At 64.7% G+C, this 13,927-nt stretch carries 17 protein-coding genes and 1 pseudogene; 8 read left to right on the top strand and 10 right to left on the bottom strand.

Going from position 1 to position 13,927, the window contains the following annotated elements; genetic code table 11:
- Positions 1 to 5: 5 nt before the first annotated feature.
- From glsA to DFR67_RS11280, 5 genes are all read right to left on the bottom strand, one after another.
- Complete coding sequence (gene glsA, locus DFR67_RS11300) at positions 6 to 1,199, bottom strand: glutaminase A (RefSeq protein WP_110469641.1); 1,194 nt, start codon at positions 1,197 to 1,199, stop codon at positions 6 to 8.
- 100 nt (positions 1,200 to 1,299) lie between these two features.
- On the bottom strand, positions 1,300 to 1,731 hold the full coding sequence (locus tag DFR67_RS11295; RefSeq protein WP_110469640.1) for a thiol-disulfide oxidoreductase DCC family protein: 432 nt from the start codon (positions 1,729 to 1,731) through the stop codon (positions 1,300 to 1,302).
- A 143-nt stretch (positions 1,732 to 1,874) separates the two neighbouring features.
- Positions 1,875 to 2,738 (bottom strand): alpha/beta fold hydrolase, encoded by an 864-nt coding sequence (locus DFR67_RS11290; RefSeq protein WP_110469639.1) that lies wholly within the window; start codon positions 2,736 to 2,738, stop codon positions 1,875 to 1,877.
- Positions 2,735 to 3,985, bottom strand: coding sequence for an alpha-amylase family protein (locus DFR67_RS11285; RefSeq protein WP_110469638.1), 1,251 nt, complete (start codon positions 3,983 to 3,985; stop codon positions 2,735 to 2,737). Before DFR67_RS11285 ends, DFR67_RS11290 begins: the two co-directional genes overlap by 4 nt.
- A 65-nt stretch (positions 3,986 to 4,050) precedes the next feature.
- Positions 4,051 to 4,776 carry an SDR family oxidoreductase gene (locus tag DFR67_RS11280; RefSeq protein WP_110469637.1) on the bottom strand — a complete coding sequence of 242 codons (726 nt, stop codon included), beginning with the start codon at positions 4,774 to 4,776 and terminating at the stop codon, positions 4,051 to 4,053.
- Between the two features lie 134 nt (positions 4,777 to 4,910).
- On the opposite strand from DFR67_RS11280, the gene DFR67_RS11275 reads away from it, so the two are divergent.
- Positions 4,911 to 5,300, top strand: a complete 390-nt coding sequence (locus DFR67_RS11275; protein WP_110469636.1) for a MerR family transcriptional regulator — start codon at positions 4,911 to 4,913, stop codon at positions 5,298 to 5,300.
- Positions 5,301 to 5,426: 126 nt separating this feature from the next.
- Here DFR67_RS11275 and DFR67_RS31105 read toward each other — a convergent pair whose 3' ends face one another.
- Positions 5,427 to 5,651 (bottom strand): hypothetical protein, encoded by a 225-nt coding sequence (locus DFR67_RS31105; RefSeq protein WP_245937911.1) that lies wholly within the window; start codon positions 5,649 to 5,651, stop codon positions 5,427 to 5,429.
- On the opposite strand from DFR67_RS31105, the pseudogene DFR67_RS31380 reads away from it, so the two are divergent.
- The 3 genes and pseudogenes from DFR67_RS31380 to DFR67_RS11265 form a co-directional block, all read left to right on the top strand.
- Positions 5,584 to 6,324, top strand: a pseudogene (locus DFR67_RS31380) (MFS transporter); the annotation flags it as partial. The gene DFR67_RS31105 and the pseudogene DFR67_RS31380 sit on opposite strands and share 68 nt — an antisense overlap.
- 124 nt (positions 6,325 to 6,448) lie before the next feature.
- Positions 6,449 to 6,946 carry an MFS transporter gene (locus DFR67_RS31375; protein WP_281268336.1) on the top strand — a complete coding sequence of 166 codons (498 nt, stop codon included), beginning with the start codon at positions 6,449 to 6,451 and terminating at the stop codon, positions 6,944 to 6,946.
- Between the two features lie 211 nt (positions 6,947 to 7,157).
- On the top strand, positions 7,158 to 7,865 hold the full coding sequence (locus DFR67_RS11265; protein ID WP_245937885.1) for a GAF and ANTAR domain-containing protein: 708 nt from the start codon (positions 7,158 to 7,160) through the stop codon (positions 7,863 to 7,865).
- Between the two features lie 50 nt (positions 7,866 to 7,915).
- Here DFR67_RS11265 and DFR67_RS11260 read toward each other — a convergent pair whose 3' ends face one another.
- Positions 7,916 to 9,382: an aminotransferase class I/II-fold pyridoxal phosphate-dependent enzyme gene (locus tag DFR67_RS11260; protein WP_110469635.1), complete on the bottom strand. Its 1,467-nt coding sequence runs from the start codon at positions 9,380 to 9,382 to the stop codon at positions 7,916 to 7,918.
- Between the two features lie 172 nt (positions 9,383 to 9,554).
- Between DFR67_RS11260 and DFR67_RS11255 the strand changes: the two genes are divergently transcribed.
- The 4 genes from DFR67_RS11255 (at position 9,555) to DFR67_RS11240 (ending at position 12,273) form a co-directional block, all read left to right on the top strand.
- Complete coding sequence (locus tag DFR67_RS11255; protein WP_245937884.1) at positions 9,555 to 10,346, top strand: hypothetical protein; 792 nt, start codon at positions 9,555 to 9,557, stop codon at positions 10,344 to 10,346.
- On the top strand, positions 10,343 to 10,777 hold the full coding sequence (locus DFR67_RS11250; protein WP_110469634.1) for a phage holin family protein: 435 nt from the start codon (positions 10,343 to 10,345) through the stop codon (positions 10,775 to 10,777). Before DFR67_RS11255 ends, DFR67_RS11250 begins: the two co-directional genes overlap by 4 nt.
- Positions 10,774 to 11,394 (top strand): DUF3618 domain-containing protein, encoded by a 621-nt coding sequence (locus DFR67_RS11245; protein ID WP_110469633.1) that lies wholly within the window; start codon positions 10,774 to 10,776, stop codon positions 11,392 to 11,394. Before DFR67_RS11250 ends, DFR67_RS11245 begins: the two co-directional genes overlap by 4 nt.
- 183 nt (positions 11,395 to 11,577) lie before the next feature.
- Complete coding sequence (locus DFR67_RS11240; RefSeq protein WP_245937883.1) at positions 11,578 to 12,273, top strand: GAF and ANTAR domain-containing protein; 696 nt, start codon at positions 11,578 to 11,580, stop codon at positions 12,271 to 12,273.
- 3 nt (positions 12,274 to 12,276) lie between these two features.
- On the opposite strand, the gene DFR67_RS11235 is transcribed toward DFR67_RS11240, so the two are convergent.
- The 3 genes from DFR67_RS11235 to DFR67_RS11225 all read right to left on the bottom strand — a co-directional run bounded on the left by DFR67_RS11235 (position 12,277) and on the right by DFR67_RS11225 (position 13,925).
- Positions 12,277 to 12,837: a hypothetical protein gene (locus DFR67_RS11235; RefSeq protein WP_146240424.1), complete on the bottom strand. Its 561-nt coding sequence runs from the start codon at positions 12,835 to 12,837 to the stop codon at positions 12,277 to 12,279.
- A gap of 115 nt (positions 12,838 to 12,952) precedes the next feature.
- The gene (locus DFR67_RS11230) at positions 12,953 to 13,339 is read right to left on the bottom strand and encodes a P-II family nitrogen regulator (protein ID WP_110469631.1); all 387 of its coding nucleotides are present in this window, start codon (positions 13,337 to 13,339) and stop codon (positions 12,953 to 12,955) included.
- A gap of 19 nt (positions 13,340 to 13,358) precedes the next feature.
- A complete protein-coding gene (locus DFR67_RS11225) occupies positions 13,359 to 13,925 on the bottom strand; it encodes a hypothetical protein (protein WP_110469630.1) in 567 nt (188 codons plus the stop codon).
- Positions 13,926 to 13,927 lie beyond the last annotated feature (2 nt).

Below are 13,927 nucleotides of genomic sequence, written 5' to 3'. Positions count from 1 at the left end.
ATCCGTCATCGCCCAGCGAGCAGCCGCGCCGGATCCTGCACTGTCGTCCTGTGATCTTCGGATAGTCGTTCGCGCACTTCGGTGATCAGACGCCGCGCGGCATCGTCGATGACGCGTACCTCGGAGAGGTCGATGACGATCTCGTCAGTCGCAAATCCCTCGCAGGCACGACTTGCGAAGATCTCGGCCCCGGCGAACCTGATGTCTCCCTGCAGTTCGACCACCGTGGCACCGTCGCGCTCGCCCACAGACCGCAGGGCCGATCGCCCGGTGGGAATCACGTGCATCATGTGCAGTTCCATATCGCGAGAGAGCCGTTCGAACACGGCAACCCCACGCACACTGTTCCCCTGCTGATTGAGTCGCGGCGAGAACACCGCCACACCCACCTGCCCCGGCAACACCCCGATGATCGCCCCTGCCACCCCACTTTTCGCAGGGATCCCGACCGTCGACATCCAGTTGCCGCTGCCGTTGTACATCCCGCAGGTCGCCATCACCGACAGCACATGGCGATTGATCTGTCCATCGATCAACTGTTCGTCCGATGACGTCGACATACCTCCGTTGGCCATCACCGCCGCCATCATCGCCAAGTCGTGGCAATCGACACCGATCGCGCACTGTCTCGCGTAGCCGTCGACCACCTCGTCGGGTGCGCAATCGAGCTGTCCTGCCGAACGGAGAAGATGGGCGAGCGCTTGATTGTGGTCGTCGGCTTCGAGTTCCGCTTCGTACACCTGGTCGTCGACGACCAGGTCACGACCGGCAAGGCGACTCATCTCCTCGGCGATGCGCTGCGCGCGGTGCCGGGCGTCTGTCCCGTCGACGAGATCGCGCACGGCGAGGGCTCCGGCGTTGATCAGCGCGTTTCGCGGGCGCCCGGTGTCGGACTCGAGCGAGATCTCGTTGAACTTCTCCCCTGATGGCTCGGCGTCGACACGAGCTTCCAGGCGTTCGAGGCCACCATCGCGAAGCGCAAGAGCGTAGGCAAAGGGCTTTGAGATCGACTGGATCGAAAACTCGTGATTCGCCTCGCCCGCCGTATAGATCGTGCCGTCCACCGTCGCCACAGCAAGGCCGAACAGCTCTGGGTCGACGTTTTCGAGCTGTCGATTACCGGTCGTCACCGACCCTCCGTCATCATCTCGGCATTCGAGGAGAACCTGGTCGAGGTAATCGTGGATCGGTGAGCGCATGGCTACCGGGTAGCCCCGACCCCGCCAAGCTAACCGTCGCAGCGAGCCACGGCGACGACAGCGTGCAGCCCCGGTGGCAGGCTCACTGTCCGCTACCGGCTCAGCCGAGTCGCGGGCTCTCGTCGAGGAACCTCGAGCGCACCTCCGGCGACGGGATAGGACAGGATTCGAGCTTGCCGAACACTCGATATCGAATGGCGGCGAATCCGTCGTAGAGCTTGTCCCGAATCGGGCGGGGGATCACTGCTGCCACGCGCAGCCACCGCCACGGCCGATCCGCGTGAGCGAGGGCACGGAGAGCGCCGTCAGATCGCACGGCGATCTTCTCGTCGCTTGTTCCTGGATCGGTCACGTAGACAACAGAATCGATCGTCTCGAGCTCAGGGTGCCGATCGATGATCCCTCGGGCATAGTCGCTCTGTAGTGCGGCGAATCGCAGCTCTCCCCGACTGTCCACACGCAGGAGAAACTGCACTGCATGGTTGCAGAATCCGCACACGCCGTCGTACAGAACGACTGGTCTGTCAGACATCGGAACCCTTTCTCGTGCCTCGTGCTGTCGGTGACCCCTGCGCGTCCACCAGGCCTCGGCCATCGAGTACGCCGAGGTTGTCTTTCATATAACCACCGGATCGGGCCGAATCATCCTGGCTCAGCGGACATGCTTGCCGGAACTTATCCGGCAAGCATGGCGGCAGCGACCTGGATGGCGGCAGTGTGCCGCAGGGCCGTGCCCATGTCGTCGAGTACCAGCAGCCGCGCACCGGGGATCTCGGCGGCGAGTGCCTCACCGTTGCCGACCGGGAAGAACGGGTCTGCGCGCCCGTGCACGACGAGCGTGGGCACTATCAGCTCGCCGAGACGCTCCCGCCATCGTGGGGCGCAGTCGATTCGAGAGAAGACCATCCCGAGCTGGTTCGCCTCGTGCACGGCAGGATCGCTCGACGCAGTCCGATCCCAGATCCGGGCTGCTGTCGTCCGCGCCTGCTCCGGGTCGTCGCCCAACAAGCCGGCGCCTTCCGCGGCAAACGCCGCAACAGCGTCTCGGTCGGTCCAGTCCGGCATCGGGCGGGTGAACAGTCCGGCCATCACCGCACTGTCGTGGTCCGGGAGGTCGGGGTCGACGGGCCCAGGCGCCACCGGCCGGGTGCCGACGAGAGTCAATTGGGAGAAGACGTCCGGGTGGTCCAGCGCGGCCACCTGAGCGACCATCCCTCCGACGCCGACCCCGCCGAGATGTGCAGTGCGTACCCCGAGTTCGGCAACCAGGGCAGCCGCGTCCGCCGCGAGGTCGCGCAAGTCGTATGCCGGGTTCGCCGGGTCGAGGGTCGTCGATGTGCCGGAGTCCCGCAGGTCGTAGCGCACCACGCGCCGGCCTGCCGCTGCGAGCTGCTCGCACAGCGCGTCAGGCCAGGACAGCATGGTGGTGCCGCCGACCAGCAGGACGAGCGGGTCGTTTTCGCGGCCGAAGCTCTCGACACCGAGATCTACGTCGTTCGCCCTCACCGTGGCGGTGCCAGATCTAGACGGTGTGCTCATGTGGTGGACTCGGCGATCGACCACCCGGGCCCACTTGATACCACCGTGCGGTGTTCATCCATCGGCCCATGAGGCACGGGGTCCGAGTCCAGACCGGTCAGATCGATGGTCAAGGTGAGTTCTTCGTCGTTGCCTCGGGACACCAGGGTCACTGCTTGATTGCTCAAGTCGCGCACCTCTGTCCGGGCGCTGTGCAGCCAGGAGTGTCGGCGCCGCACACCGATCAGCTCTTGATGTAGCTGGAACAGTCCACGCCCGTGCGGCGCGAGATCGCCCGGTCCGGTGGGGAATTCGGGACGGATGGCGTCGTCACCGCCGATCCGCTCCTCCTTGACTCCACGAAAACCCTGCTCGTCGCCGTAGTAGACGCTCGGGACACCGGCAAGGAAGAACAGCAAAGCCACTGTCACCGGTATTTTCCGCTCGTCCGACAGGACGCTGGCTATGCGTGTCACGTCGTGGTTGCCGACGAAGGTCGCCGGCACGAACGTGTCCAGCATGTCGTTGTTCCGCTCGACGGCATGGCCGAGTTCATAAAGGTTCTCGTCGTTGAGCGAACTCCAGATCGCCTTCCACAGTTCGTACTGGGTCACCGAGTCGATCCCGGATGCCTGGACGTAGCCGTTGTAGTCGCCATGGATCATCTCCCCGACGAACCAGGCGTGGGGCGCGCGGGCACGCACTGACCTCAGCACCGGCGCAAACAGCGTCGGGGCGATCGCGTAGGCGGCGTCGAGGCGCCAGGCGTCGACGCCGAGGTCGAGCCAGTGCGTCATCACCTCGGCGATGTACTGCTGCACGGCCGGGTTGTCGTGATTGAGCGTGACCAAGATGTCGTGGCCTTCGAAGGCGCGGGGCTGGTCGCCATCCCAGCGAAACCACTGTCCGGCTTCGGACTCCGGTCCACCGCGCAGAGCTTCGATGAACTTCGGGTGCTCGCGGCCGACGTGGTTGAAGACCCCGTCGAGCATCACCTTGATCCCGCGGGCGTGCGCGGCGGTGATCAGCCGCTCGACATCTTCGGTCTCGCCCAATCGCGAATCGATCCGGAAGTGGTCAACCGTGTCGTACCCGTGCGTGGATGACGCGAACACCGGCCCGAGAGACAATCCGTTGCAGCCGAGCTCGAGTAGATAGTCGAACCAGTCCACGATGTGGTCGAGTCGATGGACGGTGCCTTCGATCGTCGCCGTCTCGGCCCCTACGAAACCCAGCGGGTACACCTGCCACCATATGACATGCTCCATGTCCACACCATAGAGACACCGGCCGTCCGCGCACCCCTGCCGCGCCAGCAGGGGTCCGCTTCGCGTCAGCCGGCCCCGAGCAGTGCTGTCATCTGGGCGTAGAACGCGGCCGGATCTCCCGCGAGCGATGCCTTCACCATCGCGGTCCAGTCATCGACGATCACCTCGATCTCACCGGCGGCCAACCCGTCCAGTGCCTGCCGCGGTACGTCGCGCGGGTCGATCTTCGGACCGTCATAACCGGCCGCGATATCGGTGTCGGCAGCGCCGAGCAGAACACCCTGCACCAGGGTTCCTTGAGATGAGAGTTTCAGTCGGACACCGTTCGTCATGTTCCATTCCGCAGCCTTGGCAGCGGAGTAGGACCCACTGCCGGGGGCCGCGAACCAGGACAGTGCCGAAAGGACGTTGACGATCGCGCCGCCCCCGTGCGCGGCCAGCACGGGCGCGAATACCCGGATCACGTCCAGCGTGCCCCAGAAGTGTGTGTCCATCTCGCTCCGGATCTGCGCGATGTCACCGGTGACCAGGGGTGCGCCGGTCGCGATTCCTGCATTGTTGACGAGCACGGTCACATCACGCGCTGCGGCCGCGGCCGCGACAACGGACTCGTGGTCGAGCAGGTCGAGACGCACCGGGACCACCCGGTCGTCGTCGAAAGCCAGCGACTCAGGGCGGCGGGCCGTCGCGTACACCTTGCTCACCCCACGATCGAGCAACTCGAGCACGAACTGTCGCCCGATACCGCGGTTGGCGCCGGTGACGAGGGCTATCTGGTCGGTGATTTCCATGAGAACCTGGCTTTCTCCAGACGCTGGGTCCGGTCGTTCGGGCCGAACGTCGGCCCGCATCGGCTACCGTAGGACTTCACGTTGACGTCAAGGGCAAGTCCGATCAGGTTTGCCCAGGTCCGAGGAGGTAGGAAATGCGGATAGGCGATGTCGCAGACCGCGCAGGCGTCAGTACGCGAGCCCTGCGCTACTACGAAGAGCAAGGCCTCCTCCACTCCGAGCGCACCCTGAGCGGCCAGCGCACCTACCCCGAATCAGCAGTTGAGCGCGTCAAGCTGATCCAGCAGTTCTTCACCGCCGGTCTGTCGAGCCGGACGGTCGTGCAGTTGCTGCCCTGCGTCGACAGCGGCCAGGCTTCCCCCGAGGTCTTCGAGGTCTTGGCGGCCGAACGCGATCGCATCACGAGCGCCATGGCCGACCTGGCCGCCGCACGCGACGCCCTCGACCGGATGATCCACATCGCTCACCACCCCACCCCCGAACACTGCCCCGCGCTCCGCGAGACGTCACCGGCGGCGCCGTAGCGAGGACACGGTCACGTGTCGGTGTTCACCATGGCGTCACGTGAGGTTCGCCGGCTACTTGTATGGTTCGGCGGTCCAACGAGCATTCCGCGCTGCAAGTGTGAAAGACCTGATGACCTCACTCGATCATCGCGACCAACCCTCAACCGTCCAGCAGTACATCGACGAGGTACCGCTCTGGAGTGACGGCACGCCTGCGAGCGCCGGGGCCACCACCGCGATGCAACGGCGAATCTGGCTGCTGGCATCGGCCGGGAAGTTCTTCGAGGGGTTGATCGTCTTCATGGTCGGGGTGGCCTTGCCACTCATCATCGACGAGTTCGACCTGTCGTCCGCGAGCACCGGTGTCATCACCGCTGCACCACTTCTCGGCATCATGATCGGCGCAACCGCACTCGGGGGCCTCTCAGACCGATGGGGCCGCCGACAGCTGTTCTTCGCCGAGATGGTGCTGTTCACGGCATTCCTCGTCGGGGTCACCTACAGCGTCAACTTCGAGATGCTCACGGTATGCCTGATCGGCATGGGTTTGGCATTGGGGTGCGATTACCCCACTGCCCACACGATGATCTCCGAGACGATGCCCACCAGCATCCGCGGCCGGGGAGTATTGGCCGCGTTCGGGTTTCAAGCCGTCGGTGCCCTTGCAGGCACCTTGATCGGCGTCATCATTCTCGGTAATCGCGACGAACTGTCCGACTGGCGGTGGATGTTCGGAGTCGCCGTGATTCCGTCCGTGGCCGTTGTCGTCGGGCGACTGTTCATCGTGCAGAGCCCACATTGGCTGCTCGGCACCGGAAAGGTCGCGCAGGCCGAACTCGAACTCAAACGTCTCCTCGCTCGCCAACCCCAATACCCCACGTCGGTGGTGCTGACCGCCGGCATCGGACCCGGCCAGTCGACGGCGAAGCCGGGCTTCCGTGCGTTGTTTCGCACCCCATGGCGGCGCTCGACCATCCTGGCGTCGATCCCTTGGTTCCTGCAAGACCTCGGTACGTACGGCATCGGCATCTTCACTCCCACGATCATCGCCGCCACAGTCGGCACGGCCACCACCGACGAGTCCACGGTCACCGGGGTCGTCGCGGGCGATCTCCAGGGCACTGAAGGCGCTGTACTGATCGACGCGTTCGGTGCTCGTCGGGATCGTGCTGGCGATTCTGCTGGTCAACCGCTTTGGCCGCATCAGGCTCCAGATCTTCGGTTTCATCGGTTGCGCAACAGGATTGGTGATCGCTGCTCTGTCCACCACTGTCGACGGCAGTACGCAGGTCGTACTCGTGTTCGTCGGCTTCATGACGTTCAATCTGATGACCAACCTCGGACCCAACTCCATGACCTACCTGATGGCCGGCGAGGTCTTTCCCACAGCCTTACGCGGTACAGGCGCGGGGTTGGCCGCCTCCGTGGCCAAGGTCGGCGCCGTCCTCACCGCATTCGGATTCCCGATACTTCTCGATGCCTGGGGTACCGCGTTCATCGTCTTGCTCCTCGCCGGGACATCGCTACTCGGCGCCGCAATCACCTGGATTTTCCGTGTAGACACCAGTTCGATGACCCTTGAGGACGTCGACCGTATGCACGACCCGGTCCCGCAGACCATGGCACCGCTCGAACAGGAGCCGGCGCCGGTACCGCGCCGGTGAGTCGCTGACCGCCGCAACGCTCACGTCGGCGTATAATCATGAGGCCGGAAATCGCCAGCGCCTGCTGCGCATCGATCGGCGTAGAGCTTGGTCGTTCAGGGGACGTCGCGACAGGGCTCGTTGTCACTCTTGTGCGCCCGTCACACACGGGTGAACGGATCCGTGGTCGGCTCAGGCCGCCGCGGGGGGCGGGCAGAGAGATGGTGACACCGTGAAGACCACCGACCAGAGCGATCCTCGCATGCATGTGGTGCTTGCGGACCTTGCGCGCAGTATGCACGCCAAGGCCCGGCTCGGATCTGACACTGTTCTGGCCGAGATCACCGCGTCTGCAGTGCAACTCGTCGATGGCGCAGTCTCGGCGGGAATCACTGTCACCAGAAGGCGCGCCGTCGTCGATTCCGTTGCCCCCACCGATGAAGTCGCCCGCGAGTTCGACCTGCTGCAACAACAGTGCGGGCAAGGACCATGCCTGGATGCCGCATGGCAGCACCGCACCGTCCGCGTCCGCGACCTTGTCGCCGACGACCGTTGGCCTCAACTCGCCGAGGCGGTGCGTGAGCGGTCACCGATCCGGTCGTCGGTGTCGTATGAGTTGTTCACGCATATGGAAGGGATGGGTGCGTTGAACGTGTACGCCACCACGCCCGATGCGATCACCGATACCGGTGCGGAGAAAGGGTATGCGCTGGCCGCACACGCTGCGGTGATCTTCGATGCCGCCCGCAGGCACGAACAGTTCGAGAGTGCTCTGGCCTCACGCGACACCATCGGCCAGGCCAAGGGAATCATCATGGAACGGTTCAACATCGACGCCACGGCCGCGTTCAATCTGCTGGTCAAATTTTCGCAGGACTCCAACGTCTCCGTAGCCCAGATCGCCCGCAAGCTTGCCGGGAGTAAGCCCGAGAACACCTGATCGGTGCGGGTCGAGGCCAGCGGCATCGGTGACCACGCCGACGCTACCGGTCATCGCTCGACAACGACCCGGATTTTCTCCACTGAGGCATCGGTGGCGTCGGGAATGGCCATTCCCGACGCAACGCCCGAGCGAAGGTAGTCGATGACCTGCTCGTCAAGCCGCTCTCCCGGAACTGCCGCGGGGATCCCTGGTGGGTACGGCGTCATCTGCTCAGCCACGATCCGACCCGCGGCCTGATCGGCCGGGACCATGTCGGTGGGACCGAAAAAGGCGTCGCGAGGCGACATCACGGTCTCGAGTTGCAGCTCGTCCGGGCTGGGCAGGTCGATGCGGTGATGTCGGTCGAAGCTCGGTGCCGCCGCGGCGAGCGCGGTCAGCGCGCGCACGAGCCGCTCCCCGGTGCTGTCGTTGTCGGCGAACGACAGGGTCGCCAGTATCCGGCGGTGATCGGACATTCCTACATCCAGTCGATGGTGAGCGCGCAGCCAGTCGGCGCACTGGTAACCGGTCGCTCCGGTGGCGCTGACATCGATGAGTACCTGCATTCGGTCCAGGTCATGTGAAGCCTGATGCCCGAGCAGCTCATCTTCCATGACCACGAATCCGTCGATGCCGTCGATCTCGTGACGTAGCCGCGCAGCCAATGCCAACGCGTGATCGTACAAAACACTGCCGTGCTCGACCATCTGCCTGCGCCACCCGTCTAAACCGGCGTACACCAGCACATTCGGGCTCGTCGTCATCAACAGATCGGCACACGACGACAGGTGAGCGGCATCGACGAGGTCACCCTGCGTGTGATAGACCGAGCCTTGCTCGAAACCGGCCCCCATTTTGTGAACACTCACCACGCAGACGTCCGCACCGGCGTCCATCGCCCACGTGGGCAGACCATCATGGAACGGCAGATGGGCACCCCAGGCCTCATCGATGATCAACGGCTTGCCCCGCTCATGGCAGATGTCTGCGATGGAGGCGATGTCGGCGCAAGTGCCGTACGGGCTCGGAGAGACGATGAGCGCCGCCGCCGCGTCAGGGTGTTTCTCCCAGGCAGCGCGAACCTGCTCAGGCGACGGTGGATGGGAGAAGTGCCTCTCGGCGTCCCACTGCGGGGTGATCCACCGTGGTTCGATCCCCGCGAAGATGAGGCCCGCAACCACCGATTTGTGGGCGTCGCGGCTCAGCAACAGCCCGCCGTCGTGGTTGCCTGCCACCGCCATCATCGCCGCTTTCACCGAGAGCGAGCTACCGCACGTCGAGAAGAACGCGGTCTGGGCTCCGACCGCGTCCGCCATCAATTCCTCAGCGCGCTGCAAGAATCCGTTGCTCGACTGGCGATCGTCGAGTCCAGAACTGGCCAGCACATCACTGCAGAAAGCGTCGGCCCCGATGATGTCCCGGGTCCGTGGTTCGACACCCTTGCCCTGGCGGTGGCCCGGCGGGGTGAAACCGTACCGACCCAAACGATGATAGTCGGCCAATGCGTCCAGCAACGGAGCTTGTGAATGGTCCATGACGCCTCGGGTACCCAGTACGGGCCTGCACTAGGCATATGAACGCCTCCATGGCGGGCTGTGCCCGCTCCACGATCTCGATGCATGAGTTCGGCGGATCCGGGTACTCGGCCGGAAGGTCGAACCACTGGCCTGCCCCCGCCATCGCCCGAGTACGAATGCGAGCTTTGCCATGACCAATTCCAGTGGAATTCCTAGTCCCGATCGCACACCGCCGCCCGTATCACCCGGCGCGAGCCCAGACTCGTCAACCGCGGATGTCGCCAAAGAGCAGGCAGGCGCAGTCGCAGGCACCGCCACCGATGCCGGCAAACATGTCGCGAATGTCGCCGGTGACCAAGCCCAGCAGGTGGCGGGTGAAGTGAAAAATCAAGCCCAAGACCTGCTTGGGCAGACCCGAGACGAACTGACCACTCAGGCAGCGGCGCAGCAGCAGCGCGTCGCCGGTGGTTTGCGTGCCTTGTCCGACGAGTTCAGTTCAATGGCCGACAAGTCCGACAACCCAGGCATTGCAACGGATCTGACACGTCAGGCCTCCCAGCACGCACACACTGTCGCCTCGTGGCTGGAGGAGCGCGAACCCGGCCAGATCCTCGACGAGGTCACACACTTCGCCCGCCGCAAGCCGGGCACATTCCTGGCCTTGGCCGCGGGCGCCGGGTTGCTCGCCGGACGACTGGGTCGAGGCCTCACCGCCGCCAACACCAGCGTCGACAGCGGCGGATCTTCCTCTCGCGCAGTCGCACCTCCGCCGCCCGCCGACGACACACCAACCGGGCCCCTGCCCCCCATGCAGACCCCCGCTGCCGGATATGCCGCAGCACCGACGGGGTATGCAGCGGGGCAACACGCTGTCGACCCCGGAGGCATCGGAGGACCGGGCGACTCGCCGTACACGGTGCCACCGGCCTCCGCGCCGCAACCGCAATACCCTCATCACCCGGCACCGGGGGCAACGCGATGACCGCTCCTCCCCCTCCCAACGCGCACGCGCACGCACACACCGAGACGGACCCACCATCGTTGGGCGAGTTGCTGTCCAACGTCAGCGAAGACCTGTCGGTCCTGGTCCGCCAGGAGCTCGCACTTGCCAAAGCCGAAGCGACCCAGACCGCCCGCCGAGTAGGCACCGGGTCCGGGATGCTCGCGGGGGCCGCCCTCGCCGGCTTCTTCGTGCTGCTGTTCCTGTCGGTCGCGCTCTGGGCAAGTCTCGGTAGCGCGATCGGGCATGGCTGGTCCGCGCTGATCGTAGTTGTCGTGTGGGCCGTCATCGGCGCCGTGCTGGCCGTTCTGGGCCGCTCCGCGTTGCGCAAGGCCAAAGGAATGCCGCAGACCACCGACACCGTCACCAAAATCCCCGGCGCCCTCACGCCACATCCTCGGGAGAAGTCATGACCAGTAGTTCCGACCCAGACCAGATCCGCGCCGACATCGAACGCACCCGTGCGACCCTCAGCTCGGACGTCAATACCTTGGCTTACGAAGCCAATCCGACGACGATGGCCAGACGCAAGGTCGGCCGTGTCACCGGAACCCTCGGCAGTGTCCGCGAGAAAGTGATGGGTTCCGCCTCCGACACCGCCCAGAGCACCTCTGACGCAACCAGTTCGGCGCTCGCCTCGGTGTCTGACACCGCGCATTCCGCGACTGACGCCGTGCAGTCGGCGCCGGGCGCGGTCAAAGCCCAGACTCAGGGCAACCCGCTGGCTGCGGGGTTGATCGCATTCGGCGCCGGCCTGCTCGTCTCGGCGCTCATCCCCGCCAGTGAGCGCGAACAGCAGGCCGCAGCCGCGCTGCAAGAAAAGGCGCAGCCGCTGACCGATGAAGTCACCGACATCGCCAAGGAAACCGCTCAGAACCTGCAAGAACCCGCCCAGCAGGCTGCCGCGTCCGTCAAAGACACTGCAACCGGCGCCGCCGCGACTGTCAAAGACGAGGGAACCTCGGCGGCCCAGGACGTTCAAGATCACGCCCAGAACGCCACCAGCACAGTCGCCGACCAGCAACGCTGAACGCGGCCGCGGCGGACGGCGACGGCGACGGCGTATACGTCGTCGCTGCGGTCAGCGGCCGAAAAACCGCCGGTAGCTGTTCGGCGAGAGCTCACCGGCGTTGCGTCGTGGCCCGGATCAGTGCGCATCGGAACGGTACGCATCAGAACGGTACGCATCAGAACGACGACGAAAGGTGGAAGCGTGAGCAACGACATCCCCGATCTGGCCGGTGCCCTCGCCGAACTGGCGCGAACGGCGTCAGACAAGCCTGAACTCGAAGACACGCTACGAGTCGTGACCACGACCGCCGTCGAGCTCATCCGAGGCGCTGAGACCGCGGACGTGTTGACCATCTCCAGACGCAGAGAGTTTCGCTCCCACGCACCGACGAGCGATCTGCCCATTCGGCTCGACTCCGTGCAGGAAGAGCTGGGTGAAGGACCGTGTGTAGACGCAGCCTTCGGCGAGCGGATCATCCACAGCGACGATCTGACCACTGACCAGCGGTGGCCCCGGTTCCGTCCCTCGGCGCGCGAAGCGGGCGTCCGCAGCAGTTTGTCGTTCCAGCTCTACACCGGAAGCGGCGCCCTCGGAGCCCTCAATCTGTTCAGTTCCACCGCGCACGCTTTCTCCCCCGCTGACGTGGAAGTGGGTCTCATGTTGGCCACCCACGCAGCGGTGGCCCTGCACGGGATAAGGAAGTCCGAGCATTTCGAGTCTGCGTTGGCCAGTCGGGACGTCATCGGACAAGCCAAAGGCATGATCATGGAGCGATTCGCAGTCGACGCCGTACGGGCATTCGAACTGATGCGCAAGCTCTCACAGGACTCCAACGTCCCGGTGGTCAAGATCGCAGAACAGGTGGTCGAGCGCGGATCGTCGAGCGTCGATCACTAGCGATCAACCGGTTCGGGTGAGTGTGTCGGGTAACGGCAGTCCGAAGGTCAATTTCGGGTGCTGGCGACCGCGTGGCTGCAGCGCACCTACCCATACGCCATCGACAACCGTGGCCACGAAGAGGCAGCTGTCGACCTGGATTGTGGTGCCCAGATGGAGCCGGCCGTTGATGACCATCCGACCACGGCCGAGGATCGGCAGATAGTCCTGTGGCGGAATGGATTCAGACAGGACATCGCTCAGATCCCACGGAAAAGGATCAGAGCCCAGAACATCACGGACCGTCCGAACAGCACTCTCCAACAACAACGCCGGGTACACCCTGCGCACCGACGGATCGGCATCGTGCTGCGCACACGAGTGGGTCGACACCGTCGTCAGCCAAATGCGGCCTTCGTCGTCGATCGCCCACCGGGTCACATCCTCAACCCCACTCGTATGGGTGGGACGCCACCGGGCGTGCTCGTGGGTGAACCAGGCGGCAGGAGCATCATAGGGGTTGCGGGACCGTTCATCGGTCCGCTCCCGCCACTGCAAATTGCCGGAAGGACCACCGGAAGGCACAGCAACCCACCTCCTACGTCACCGACAGCCCGCCTCCGGTGGCGGGCGACCAATCACTGTGCATCACATTTTTAGCACTTCGTCGCGCATGTGCCAAGCCCCGCGACAAATCGATTTAGGTCGGGTTCTCCAGGTGCGCAGCACTATTGGCTGGAATCTCGGTCGGATCGCCGTCTTGTTCCTGCTCTCCCGTCCGTACCGAACGGAGGTCGGTCACGGGCGTCACCCAGATCTTCCCGTCCCCGGCCCGGTTGGTGCGCGCGGTATCGACAAGTATCGAGAGAACGGTATCGACCTGGCCGTTCCTCACGAGCACTTCCACTCGTACTTTCGGCACCATGTCGATTACGTACTCTGCGCCAGGGAAGACGTCCGTGTGACCGCGTTGGCGGCCGTAGCCTTCGGTCTCGGTGATCGTCATACCCGAGATGCCGACACTGTCGAGTTCAGCTTTGACAGCTTCGAGCGTGTACGGCCTGATCACCGCGACCACCAGCTTCATGGCGTCCCTCGTCTCTGCTCTACGCCACCAGTCGTTTGGCGCTTTGCCGCGCAACATACGCGACCGCCACCGCGCCGGCCACCCACGGTGCACTGACAAGAATCGGATCGATCCAGCTGTGTGTCTTGTCCACTCTTGTTGTCCCCCTTCGCGCCGAGGCGCCGCGGCCGATCTCGGCTGAGATGCCGGTCTCGGTGATGGGATTATCCGGACGCTTCGTGATCAGTGAGGCGAGGTGGCTCTCGACGGCGTTGACACGATCCGCTGCGAGCAGCAGCAGCCAGTGGGCAGCGCGCGCTTCGCTGTAGCGGTAGGCGAACCGGCGCAGCATTCCACTCAGTCCTCTCGGCGGCGTCGAGGTGCCGAACACCGGAGTCAGGAATTGGTGCTCGATCGAGCGTTCCCGCGGCCACTTCTCCTCCTGCCGATCCGGGAAGTCCCAGTGCGCGCCCGTCGCGTCCGGGTCGAACCGTTCCTGCGGAACGGACGGCCGATCCGCAGGGTCGAGGTCTGCGCCCCATCCAGGTATCCGAGCTTTGAGCTCGTCTCTGGAATAGCGTCGAGGTGTATGAGCGGTGTACGCCATGA

Origin of the sequence: Williamsia limnetica (assembly GCF_003217475.1) — a bacterium.
In the GTDB taxonomy this organism is placed as follows: Bacteria; Actinomycetota; Actinomycetes; order Mycobacteriales; family Mycobacteriaceae; genus Williamsia; species Williamsia limnetica.
This window is presented reverse-complemented; position numbering and strand designations above follow the sequence as displayed.